The organism is Picosynechococcus sp. NKBG042902, from assembly GCF_963864045.1.
GTDB lineage: Bacteria > Cyanobacteriota > Cyanobacteriia > Cyanobacteriales > MRBY01 > MRBY01.
Genome location: NZ_CAWLTV010000039.1, coordinates 1 through 10,893, shown reverse-complemented (window position 1 = coordinate 10,893; position 10,893 = coordinate 1). Strand labels below are relative to the sequence as shown.

The 10,893-nt window shown below is 48.1% G+C and carries 13 protein-coding genes and 1 rRNA gene; 10 read left to right on the top strand and 4 right to left on the bottom strand.

Going from position 1 to position 10,893, the window contains the following annotated elements; genetic code table 11:
* Nucleotides 1–76 precede the first annotated feature (76 nt).
* Nucleotides 77–194, top strand: a 5S ribosomal RNA gene (gene rrf, locus AACR41_RS00790).
* Nucleotides 195–390: 196 nt separating this feature from the next.
* Nucleotides 391–828, top strand: a complete 438-nt coding sequence (locus AACR41_RS00785; RefSeq protein WP_030008239.1) for a PPC domain-containing protein — start codon at nucleotides 391–393, stop codon at nucleotides 826–828.
* On the opposite strand, the gene cobS is transcribed toward AACR41_RS00785, so the two are convergent.
* Complete coding sequence (cobS, locus tag AACR41_RS00780) at nucleotides 808–1,596, bottom strand: adenosylcobinamide-GDP ribazoletransferase (protein WP_030008238.1); 789 nt, start codon at nucleotides 1,594–1,596, stop codon at nucleotides 808–810. The two genes, AACR41_RS00785 and cobS, sit on opposite strands and share 21 nt — an antisense overlap.
* A 304-nt stretch (nucleotides 1,597–1,900) precedes the next feature.
* Between cobS and AACR41_RS00775 the strand changes: the two genes are divergently transcribed.
* The 3 genes from AACR41_RS00775 (at nucleotide 1,901) to AACR41_RS00765 (ending at nucleotide 3,738) form a co-directional block, all read left to right on the top strand.
* The gene (locus tag AACR41_RS00775) at nucleotides 1,901–2,356 is read left to right on the top strand and encodes a hypothetical protein (protein ID WP_030008237.1); all 456 of its coding nucleotides are present in this window, start codon (nucleotides 1,901–1,903) and stop codon (nucleotides 2,354–2,356) included.
* An 81-nt stretch (nucleotides 2,357–2,437) separates the two neighbouring features.
* The gene (gene tgt / locus AACR41_RS00770; protein ID WP_152551038.1) at nucleotides 2,438–3,574 is read left to right on the top strand and encodes a tRNA guanosine(34) transglycosylase Tgt; all 1,137 of its coding nucleotides are present in this window, start codon (nucleotides 2,438–2,440) and stop codon (nucleotides 3,572–3,574) included.
* A 26-nt stretch (nucleotides 3,575–3,600) separates the two neighbouring features.
* Nucleotides 3,601–3,738, top strand: coding sequence for a photosystem II reaction center protein K (locus AACR41_RS00765; protein ID WP_012308371.1), 138 nt, complete (start codon nucleotides 3,601–3,603; stop codon nucleotides 3,736–3,738).
* 99 nt (nucleotides 3,739–3,837) lie between these two features.
* On the opposite strand, the gene AACR41_RS00760 is transcribed toward AACR41_RS00765, so the two are convergent.
* Complete coding sequence (locus AACR41_RS00760; protein ID WP_030008235.1) at nucleotides 3,838–4,398, bottom strand: glutathione S-transferase family protein; 561 nt, start codon at nucleotides 4,396–4,398, stop codon at nucleotides 3,838–3,840.
* A gap of 42 nt (nucleotides 4,399–4,440) precedes the next feature.
* On the bottom strand, nucleotides 4,441–4,905 hold the full coding sequence (locus AACR41_RS00755; RefSeq protein WP_030008234.1) for a hypothetical protein: 465 nt from the start codon (nucleotides 4,903–4,905) through the stop codon (nucleotides 4,441–4,443).
* 203 nt (nucleotides 4,906–5,108) lie between these two features.
* On the opposite strand from AACR41_RS00755, the gene AACR41_RS00750 reads away from it, so the two are divergent.
* On the top strand, nucleotides 5,109–5,819 hold the full coding sequence (locus tag AACR41_RS00750; protein WP_030008233.1) for a hypothetical protein: 711 nt from the start codon (nucleotides 5,109–5,111) through the stop codon (nucleotides 5,817–5,819).
* A gap of 288 nt (nucleotides 5,820–6,107) precedes the next feature.
* On the top strand, nucleotides 6,108–6,932 hold the full coding sequence (locus tag AACR41_RS00745; protein WP_228657550.1) for a tyrosine-type recombinase/integrase: 825 nt from the start codon (nucleotides 6,108–6,110) through the stop codon (nucleotides 6,930–6,932).
* Nucleotides 6,933–6,948: 16 nt separating this feature from the next.
* Here AACR41_RS00745 and ald read toward each other — a convergent pair whose 3' ends face one another.
* Nucleotides 6,949–8,037 carry an alanine dehydrogenase gene (gene ald / locus AACR41_RS00740; RefSeq protein ID WP_030008232.1) on the bottom strand — a complete coding sequence of 363 codons (1,089 nt, stop codon included), beginning with the start codon at nucleotides 8,035–8,037 and terminating at the stop codon, nucleotides 6,949–6,951.
* Nucleotides 8,038–8,270: 233 nt separating this feature from the next.
* On the opposite strand from ald, the gene AACR41_RS00735 reads away from it, so the two are divergent.
* From AACR41_RS00735 to AACR41_RS00725, 3 genes are all read left to right on the top strand, one after another.
* Nucleotides 8,271–9,818, top strand: coding sequence for a bifunctional aminoglycoside phosphotransferase/ATP-binding protein (locus tag AACR41_RS00735; RefSeq protein ID WP_030008231.1), 1,548 nt, complete (start codon nucleotides 8,271–8,273; stop codon nucleotides 9,816–9,818).
* Between the two features lie 185 nt (nucleotides 9,819–10,003).
* A complete protein-coding gene (locus AACR41_RS00730) occupies nucleotides 10,004–10,204 on the top strand; it encodes a hypothetical protein (protein ID WP_030008230.1) in 201 nt (66 codons plus the stop codon).
* Nucleotides 10,205–10,315: 111 nt separating this feature from the next.
* Entirely contained in the window at nucleotides 10,316–10,840 is a 525-nt protein-coding gene (locus tag AACR41_RS00725; RefSeq protein WP_045442612.1) for a phycobiliprotein lyase, read from the top strand.
* The last annotated feature ends 53 nt before the right edge of the window (nucleotides 10,841–10,893 follow it).

Sequence of the window (10,893 nt, the reverse complement as noted above, 5' to 3'; positions counted from 1 at the left end):
TAGATGGTTAGACTAAGTATTTCGATGAACTAATGAGTATTTTGTGCAGTCTTGAGGGTGTGAGACCACACCACTGCTTGGTGTTTCTAGCATAGTGGAACCACACTGATTCCATCCCGAACTCAGATGTGAAACGCTATAGCGGCGACGATACCTGTGGGGTAGCCTACCGGGAAAATAGCTCAATGCCAAGCTTCTCTCTTTTATGAAAAACTGAATATCTTATTCTTCAACTTTATATTCTAATCAAAGCTCTCAATCTACAGGTTGAGGGCTTTATTTTATTTTGCTTTCTTTATCCTTTGTTTTGTAGTGAGTGAAGTCCCATTCCGTTGCTTGGGTAGTGTTGTAGAGTATGAAGAGTAGGCCAATAAGTTGATAGGTATTTGAATGAATCGGATTTACTGGGGTTGTATATTCGGATTTTTTAGTGTGTTAGGGCTGGCAAATCAAGCGATCGCCAATGAGATGATGTATCGACCCCTTGGAATTCGCTCTGGTCAAGAGATTAACCAGCGGCTTTCGGATCAGGATATCCCCACGGGGGAAGGGGGATTTGCCAGGGATTATGCGATTACTCTCCAAGAGGGCGATCAAGTCGCCATTGACTTGCTTTCGGACGATTTTGATACGATTGTGTTGCTGCTGGCGGCGGATGGGTCGACGATTGCGGAAAATGACGATGCCGCCGACGGTTCAACGAATTCATTACTATTTGTGCGCATTAACGAAACGGGACGCTATATTGTGCGGGTACGGGCCTTTGGGGAAACGGGAAATGGTGATTTTTCGCTCAAAGTAACGCGCCTACAGCCTATTCGCGAGTAAAACGATGCTGACGAGACAAGCGACTTCAGTCCATTCCACAGTGGCACCGTAGGTATCGCCTGTATGACCTTGGAATTTATGACCAAACCAAGTACTGACAGCGATCGCCACTGCCATAAACCAAAGATTACTGAACATAACACTCAACCATTGGCTAATCGGCAAGAAAAAGTAGCTCAAAAATACGAATAAGAGCATGGGGCAGATACTCCAGCACAAATCTGGATATAACTGGAACTGCTGCTTGTGGAATGCCCCTTTGCCTTCAGCTTTCAGGTAGGGATAAAAGGCGATCGCCACCACCTGAGACCATCGTCCCCAAGCCGGTATCAACACAAAAAAATACCAAGACTCTAATCCTAAACCTTCGAGGGCAGCGACCTTGAGCAACAGGATTAAGCTCCCTGTCATCACCCCAAATGCACCAGAAACACTATCAGCCATCACCGCTAAACGGCGTTTCGGTTCCGTCACTGCTAAGCCATCGGCCGCATCCATCGCCCCATCTAAATGCAAGCCTCCCGTCAAACCCAACCAAAAGGCAACTAAAATCGCACTTCTGAGTAAAGTGGGAACCTTTAAACTCTCTAAACCCCAAAAACTCCCCAGCAATATGCCCCCAATAATCAAGCCCACCCAAGGACACCAACGGGCAATGCGAATAAAACTAGGCTGTACTCCCTTGGGCAGTGGTAGCAGCGTGTAAAAAAGAATGGCCCCCAATAGCGATCGCCAAAGCTGTAGCAAGCCTGATAAAAAACGAACCATAAATTGATTGAGATGCTCAGAATTGGATAGATTGTGGGTTTTCAGATGTCAAAATTCAAACCTTAAGTTAAGATTATGGCGAGGCATTGGAAACCGTTAATAAACATCCTCCGCCATAACACCAAGACAATACTGTAAAACCACAGCCTTTGTCCTTGGGTGCTAGCTTTTGTACAAGTAAAATGACAATCGCATAGGCTCATCCTGATGTGGTGGCGCTCATTTGCTTGCCATGTCTAGGCAGTGTTATGGATGATTTACCTTCAGTCTGTCATATTTTTTTGTTTACCCTTAGTCAATTCCCATGAGTCATCAATGTCATCCCACTTCCTTACCCGCTCCTTGTGTGGTCTCTACTGGTATTCTTGTCAATAAAAGTGACATGAAACGTCTACTCCAAGATCTCGCATGGGTCCGCTATTCCCATTACCTCGATGGCGAAGTGCAAAAACAGGGCGAAGGTTGGATTGTAGAAGTCTTTGATGATGAACAACAGGCTACTTTGGTGGTCAATCAGTCCTTATATCTAAATTTACATAGCTTCGATTACCTTGCCCTGAAACAGGCTGAAACCGATAAGACTTATTTTGAACTCGTGCAGGATAATCGTGTCTTACGTTTGGAGGTGGCAGAAAATCCCCAAGCCAATCCTTTCAATACCAAAGCAGTTCCCGAAAGTACCTTAGAAGAGATGGTGACTCAGGTTTTATCGGCCCGCTGGGATGTCCACATGGATGACGATGAAAATTTCAATTTCTAGGTTCTGTTTCCTGAACTCGGTAGAATAAGCGGTGGCTTTTGCTGCCGTTTTTATTTTTTATTGATCTTCGGAACATCATCTGTGAGCCATTTTCATTTTTCGCTACATAAGGAATGTCGTCATACAAATGCCCGGGTCGGCGTGTTTCATACGCCCCACGGAATTGTGGAAACACCCCGATTTATGCCTGTGGGTACCCTTGCGAATGTGAAAGGCATCACGCCGGATCATTTAGTCCAGGCCCAGGCCCAGATGGTTTTATCAAATACTTACCACCTCCACTTACAACCGGGAGAGGAGATTGTCCAGAAAGCCGGAGGACTGCATCGGTTTATGGCTTGGGAGGGGCCGATCCTCACGGATTCCGGGGGATTCCAGGTTTTTAGTCTCAGTGAAATGCGTAAGATTCGTGAGGAAGGGGTGGTGTTCCGTTCGCCGAAGGATGGACGTTTGATTGATATGACCCCGGAGCGATCAATCCAGATTCAAAATGCCCTGGGTGCTGATGTGATCATGGCCTTTGATGAATGTCCACCAGGAGATGCGGGCCGGGAGGCGGTGGCGGCGGCAACAGCACGAACCTATCGTTGGCTAGAGCGATGTATTGAAGCCCATGAACGGGACGATCAAGCGTTGTTTGGGATTGTCCAGGGGGGCATTTTCTTAGATTTACGCTCCCAAGCGGTGACAGATTTAACGAAATTAGACCTACCGGGCTATGCCATCGGGGGCGTTAGTGTGGGGGAATCGCCGGAAAATATTCGTAAAGTGGTACAGCATACAGCGCCGCTCCTGCCGAAAAACAAGATTCGTTATTTGATGGGGGTGGGCACCTATCGGGAAATGGCCCAGGCGATCGCCGCGGGGATTGATGTGTTTGATTGTGTAATTCCGACTCGGTTGGGGCGCCATGGTGCGGCTCTAGTCAAAGGCGATCGCTGGAATTTAAAAAATGCCCAGTTTAAAGAAGATTTTCGCCCCTTGGATGAAACTTGTCCTTGTTATACCTGCCAGAATTTCACGCGGGCCTATTTGCACCATTTAATCAAAGCGAAAGAAATGTTAGCCTACATGCTACTTTCTTTACATAACGTTACAGAATTGATTCAATTTACCGTGAGAATTCGTGAATCAATCCTTAGCGATCGCTTCGTGGAAGAATTCGGCGAATGGCTAGAACCCGAACCAACTCATGCTAGGATTGACTGCAAACCATAAGAAAAATCAGTTCAACAAGGAAATATATGGAAGCGGCATTATTACTTGCGAAATTACCTGAGGCCTACTCAATTTTCGATCCCCTCGTGGATGTTTTGCCTCTAATTCCTTTGTTCTTCTTGCTGTTGGCATTTGTATGGCAAGCGGCAGTGGGCTTCAAATAAACACCATTTTTGAATTATTTAAAAAAGAAATTGATTAAGCATCCCCGCAAGGATGCTTTTTGTTTTTTGCGACTAATTTGTAACTAAATGTAACGAGAATTAACTGCGATTCATAATTGCTTTTTGGAAAGCGGGGCGATCGCCTAATCGTTTTAAGTAAGCCTGTAGAGCTGGGTAAGCACTGAGATCCACATCTTGGAACATTAAAGGAATGTAGGCGAGGATCGAACCGACGGCCACATCCGCCACCGTAAATGCTTCTCCTAAAAGAAAAGATGTGTTTTGCAAAATATCGTTTAGGGGCTGCAAATAACGGGCCATAACTTCATTGCGATTTTCAGCCGGGGTGAGTCCCATAGAAAAAGTCGAGTTGGCAAATAACACCCATTGGTAGGCGATCGCCTTATCTGCCGGGGAAGGGCCGAGGTGACCAAATTTTTCTGCGAGGTAGAGCAAAATGGCACCGGATTCAAACAAAGTAACCTCGTCATCGGTTAGGACGGGCACTTTCCCAAAGGGATTTAAGGCAAGGAAATCCGGTTGTTTATGTTCGCCCGCCTGCATATCGAGAAGGACAAATTCATAGTCAGCACCGAGCTCTTCGAGGTACCAACGCACAATTGAGGCACGGCTACGCGCCCCACCGTAGAGTTTTAGCATAGTGTGAGTTTTGTTAGGCCAAAAATGTGTCTACAAATTCATTTAGAGAACTTTGTGGGTATGGGCATGTTGCTTCACATTGTCCTCTGTGTTGACGATATTAACCTGATTGAGGACGCGCTTTTTCGCAGTGGAATGGTTGAACTCCTGGTGGAGTGTCCCTAGGGGGATATGGCCCTGGGCTTCGGGGCGGCGTTTGTAGGTGCGGGCGGCAGCGGCGGTGCGTTCTAAAAAGTCATCGGGAATTTGCAGGCGATCGCCTAGGGCTGTGGGTAAGGTGATTTGATCCGCTTGGATAACATCCCCAAGGGGCAGGGCTTGGGCAACCCGATAAGATGTGGGAATTCCTTTTAACAGTGCTTCGAGAGCCGCTGAGGGAATTGGTTCTAGGATAGAAACCGCCTGGGTTTCGCCCTCCTCCCGGACAAAACAACTGGCGACGCCAAAAACACAATAATCGTCACTCGCTAAATGATGGGTCTGAAAAAAATCTTGTAATGTAGGCATAAGAATTTTTACTTACTGAAACTAAATATAAGGATTGAATTTTCCGTTTTGATCCTAACGAGCTTTTGGGGCGTACGAGACAGAAAGAAAGGATTCTTTAATTGCAGCGAATGATCTCTAATACCCAACCCTTACCTCTGACCATATCCAAGCCTGGGCCAGTATTCTAAGGTGAAACACAAAAAAGTAGTGTCTTGATAGTAATGAATCTAAAATTAAACTTTTTTTGGGGATTTTGGCTGCTTTATGTGGGGGCTTTGCTCCTTGCCCCCAGTCATTTCCCCTTCGGCGGAGAACCCCTATGGCAACTGCAACCTGAGACTTTGACAGAGGTGAAACAAGCATCGCTTAATTTCTTTTTTGTGCTGCCGATTTTAAATTATTTGGGTTGGCGATCGCCTTTAGCCCCAGTGCTCAATCCTGTAGATGAGGCCCTCTTTAATTTTGCTGTCGCCTGGATGTGGCTTTTTCTGCCAGTAATGGCGAGCGATCGTAAGGGTCAACATCTGCCATACCTCGCCTTCTGGGGTTGCGGGATGTTTCTTACTAATGTTTTTTTGCTGCCCTACATGGCGCTCCGGCGAGCCATTGCCCCTCAGCCTTTTTTACCTAAACCGTGGTTTACGCGCCTTTTCGCGTGGGTCGGAATCTGCGTCGGCATTATTGCCATTGGTTGGTTTGGTCTAGCTCGTCCTGAATTTGGTCTCCTCGGCGATCGCCTTGATTACTTTCTCTTGCGTCTGGGAGATAGCCGCCTCACCGTCGCCTTCATGGTGGATCTCCTTTGTTTTTGGTTTATCCAAATTTTCCTCATGGGTGATCTCACCGCCAAAGATAGCTTCTGGCAAACCCTACGTTTTGTGCCATTTTTTGGTGTGGCCTGTTGGTTGCTCTTTGACCACCGTTCTTCCTAAAACCTCTTTACTCAGCCCCAATTTGAACGCTTAAGTTGGGGTTGAGACCGCTAATCAATGCTTTTAAAACAAGCTATCGAAAACTTAGATTATCGTAAGCTAAACCGCTAGAATGTAGAGAAAATAAAGATTTGCGCGATCGCCGATTATGGAAACATCCCTGGCTAGCCTTGGCCCTTTTTCCGTCCCTGCGGACAATCCTGACATTCTGAGTCAACTCCTTGAGAACCAAAAATCCCCCCACACCTGGCGGGCCTACAAAAAAGATATTCGTGATTTTTTCGGTTTGTGGCCGATGCCAACGAACCCACACCGCTCCTGGTCGAAGCCTTTCTGAATCTGGAGCAACCCCAGGCCCTCGCCCTCGTCCTGCGCTACAAAAATCATCTACGGGATGTCCGCTGTCTAAAAGAAGCCACCATTAACCGTCGTCTTGCCGCCCTCAAAGCATTGGTTCGTTTGGCGAATCAGTTGGGGCAATGTCGCTATACCCTCGGTGGCATCAAAGGAGAAAAGGTCAGTCGCTATCGGGATACCACTGGGATTTCACAAACTGTTTATCGACAAATTTTAAAAATTCCTAACCAGAAGACCATCAAGGGAAAGCGTGATTACGCTATTTTGAGATTGCTCTGGGATAATGCGCTGCGGCGTAATGAAATTGTCCAAACCAACTTAGAAGATTTAGACCTCGAACGGCGATCGCTCGCAATTTTAGGTAAGGGAAAAGGCCGCCAAAAACAATGGGTGACACTCTCTGCCGCAACAGTGACAGCCCTTAAAGCTTGGTTAGCCGTCCGTCCCGGATCTAAAAATAAAATTCAGCCATTATTTGTTGCCCTTGATCGCGCTCACCTGGGCCACCGTCTCACGGGGACGGCTATTTACCAGTTAGTCCGGAACACAGCCAAGGCCGCAGGCGTCACAAAATTATTATCACCCCACCGCATTCGTCACTCTGGGATTACGGCGGCCCTTGATGCGACCAATGGAGACGTGCGTAAGGTGCAAAAATTTTCTCGTCATGCCGACCTCAATACCTTGATGATTTATGATGACAACCGCAGGGATGTCCAAGGGGAAATTACAGATCTCTTGTCAAATCTAATTTAGCAATCTCCCTAAACCTTTAGTTGGCTAAATCGGGAAAGACTTCGCGTACCGAAGGGTGGACTAAACGCCGCTCGGCAATATTTAATCCTTGGGCGATCGCCGGATTTTGTTTAATCGCTCCCAGACCTTGATTAGCCAGTTGGAGAACGTAAGGCAAAGTGCTGTTATTGAGGGCTTGGGTTGCTGTCCAGGGTACGGCCCCCGGCATATTGGGCACCCCAAAATGGACAATCCCTTCTTCGAGATAGGTGGGGGCACTGTGACTGGTGGGCCGCAGGGTTTCGATGCAGCCCCCTTGGTCTACAGCCACGTCAATAATGACAGAACCCCGTTTCATCTGTTTGACTGCGGCACGGGACACTAAAATTGGTGCACGTTTGCCCGGTAAAAGCACGGCCCCAATCACCAGATCGGCGAGGGGTAACCAGCGTTGAATTTGGGTCGGTGTGCTGTAGAGTAGCTCCACCCGGGAGCCGAATAGCGCTTCTAAATCACTGAGGCGATCGACGTTAATGTCGAGGATCTGTACCTGGGCCCCAAGACCCACGGCCATTTTTGCCGCTTCGGTGCCGACGGTTCCCCCACCAAGAATCATCACACGACCCGGCCCAACGCCAGGGACACCTCCGAGTAAAACGCCTCTGCCGCCCTGCTGTTTTTCGAGATAGCGTGCCCCAAACTGCACGGCCAAGCGCCCAGCGATAACACTCATCGGCGCAAGGAGTGGTAAATGACCTTTGCCGTCGGTGACCGTTTCGTAGGCGATCGCCGTCACGCCCGATTGCATTAAATTTTCTGTGAGCTGGCGATCAGCCGCTAAATGGAGATAGGTAAATAGGATTTGGCCAGGGCGCAACGAGCCATATTCTGAGGGGAGCGGTTCTTTGACTTTGACGACCATGTCTTGTTCCCAGGCGATCGCCGCCGTAGAAACAATTTCGGCTCCGGCCTGTTGGTATTCTGCATCCGTAAATCCAGAACCAAGGCCCGCCCCCGTTTCAATAAAAATATGATGACCCGCACTGGCGAGGACTTGCACACTGCTCGGTGACAAACCAACCCGAAATTCTTGGTCTTTGATTTCCTTGGGGACACCGATTTTCATCCTCAACGCCTCTATGTTTTGTCTTGGGATCTGTGCTTTTCATTTAAGGACTTTTTTGAAGCCCTGTCAGCACCTACTCCCCAAACGACACAAATTCAACTTTAACCAAGCATTGCTTCATAAAAAGACTAAATTAACTTAGACAAAGTAGTATTGATTCAGACTCTAGGCAAAGGGAACCAGAGCAAGATGGCACAATAAACCTCAATATCTTCTACGGTGAAATTTTTTAGATGTCCCATTCGATCTCGGCCTTGATTGAAGCGCTACAACAGCCAGCGATATATCCCCACCCGACCCAGGAGGCGATCGCCTTAGTGCAAACCCATGTGTCCTACGTGTTTTTAACTGGGGACTATGCCTACAAACTAAAAAAAGCGGTTAATTTTGGCTTCTTGGATTTTTCGACCCTAGACAAACGTCAACATTTTTGTGGGGTGGAGCTGGAGCTAAATCGTGCCCTGGCTGCTGACCTGTACCTAGAAATGCTGCCCATTACCTATGACGGCCAAACCTACGCCTTTGACGGGGCGGGAGAAGTGGTGGAATATGCCGTGAAAATGCGTCAATTCCCCCAGGAAAATCTGTTGAGTGAGATGTTTACAGCAGGCACTCTTACCGAAGATCACATGGTGCAACTGGGAAAAGCCGTCGCTGATTTCCATCAACAGGCAACCACCAACGACTACATCCTGAACTTTGGGGAAATTGCCAAAATCCGCCAAGCCATCGATGAAAACTACGCCCAAACGGCCAAATATATCGGTACTGTCCAGACCCAAGAGCGCTTCGAGCAAACCAAACAATTTACAGATAATTTCTTTGCTAGCCGGGAGGAAATTTTTGCCAAACGCCGCCGCGAAGCAAAAATCAAAGAATGCCATGGCGATCTGCACCTGCGCAATATTTGTTTTTGGCGAGATCAGATTCAACTATTTGACCGCATCGAATTTAATGAGCCTTTCCGGTTCGTAGATACCATGTATGACGTGGCTTTTACGGTGATGGATTTAGATGCGCGGGGGGCCAGGGAGCTGGGGAATGCTTTTCTTAATACCTATGTCGAACGTACCGGAGATTGGGAAGGGCTCCAGGTTTTGCCCCTCTACCTGAGTCGCCAGGCCTATGTGCGGGCGAAAGTGACTTCATTTCTTTTGGATGATCCGGCGATCGTCCCTGAAGCAAAAATCCAGGCTGCGGCGATCGCTTCAGATTACTACGATCTAGCTTGGCGCTATACCCAACGCCCCCAGGGAAAAGTGATTGTGATGTGTGGTTTATCTGGTGCTGGCAAGTCAACGGTGGCCCGGGCGGCAGCTCGCCAATGGAATGGAATTCAACTGCGCTCCGATGCTGTGCGTAAACATTTAGCAGGCTTATCTTTAGAAGCAAAAGGCGATGACAGCCTCTACAGTGAAGCGATGAATGAACAAACCTATGCTCGCCTACAAGAGCTTGGTTTACTGTTGGCAAAACAGGGTTTTACGGTCATCCTCGATGCCAAATATGACAAACTTGTCTATCGTAAAAATGTGATTAAAGTCTGTGCTGACCAGGACATTCCCCTGGAAATTTTCCACTGCCAGGCACCGTTGCCAATTTTGGCCCAGCGGTTAACGACCCGCACCAACGATATTTCTGATGCGACAGCCGATCTGCTCACGAGCCAACAGGAACATTTTGAATCCTTTATCCCAGAGGAACATCCCCTGGTTAAAACCCTGGATACCACCCAGACTCCCGCCGCAATTATGGCCCAACTGACGGAGGAACCTGTTTAAGCCAAAGCAACTGCTGAGAGAAAGGAAAAAGGCGATCGCCAGCTTGGGTTGAAATATTACGAAAAGTTAACACTTCCGCATATTTCTCTCTCACCCCGTAACAAATCCCACGGAAACCCTGGGTTATTTCCCCAAAATAATAGTTATAAATACTCATTGACTATTTCGAGTAAGGAGTAAAAACCATGCAAACAGCAGGACAAATGACCTGGAGCCCCAATGGTGGCGCATCGGAAGGGGTACTACACCTTAGGTTAAAAGCCTTTGATCCCTGGCGTCCCTACACGGAGTTCCCGGAATTTTACAAACCCGATTTTCCGTCCACCTCTGCGGGGTACGCCACCTTTCTTTCCCTCATTCGCAATCAGTGGCAGTACGTGAAGTAGGGCCGCACCTGGGTGAGGCGATCGCCCTTGCCTTGCCCAGGATCACAAGAAAATGTAACAATATATAAACTAAGCATTGACATTTGCCGCAGCTCTCGAAGCTCTTCGCCCATGAATTTACTTGCGACTTCGCCCAGTGCCAGCACCGCCTTTTTTCAGCGCTCTGCCGGTCGGTGGCATTCCCAGCGCCGCTACTACACCCTCAACAGTGACCAGGAACCCCTGGAGGCCATTTCAGCAATCGAAGTCGTCTTTTTGCCCGCCGAGCATCCCCACCTCAAACCTTTGGCGATCGCCCACCACCTTTCCCCTGATCAGGCCTTTCAATGTGGGGCGAAAGTTACTTGGGAAAGCACCTATACCAATGTGCAGCGCAAACCCCTAAAGGGAGAGACGATTTTTGGGATTCGGGATCAGTTGATGTACCGCGACCGTGGTTTTTCGACAACAGCCCCGATTGTGGCCGAATTTGAATTGATTCAACCCCATGTGATGCGACTCCAGACTGCCTACGACGGCGCCAGTTTTGAAGAAGAAATTAAATTTGTTGGGGATAAACACCGCACACGCCAAACTATTACTTCCCGTGCGGGACAAGAACTGATGATCGCGCAATATTTAGAAACGCGTCTTTAGGAATCCTAAATTTGCCGTTTTAAAAAATCTCCCTTGCTTGACACCCCCCTGGC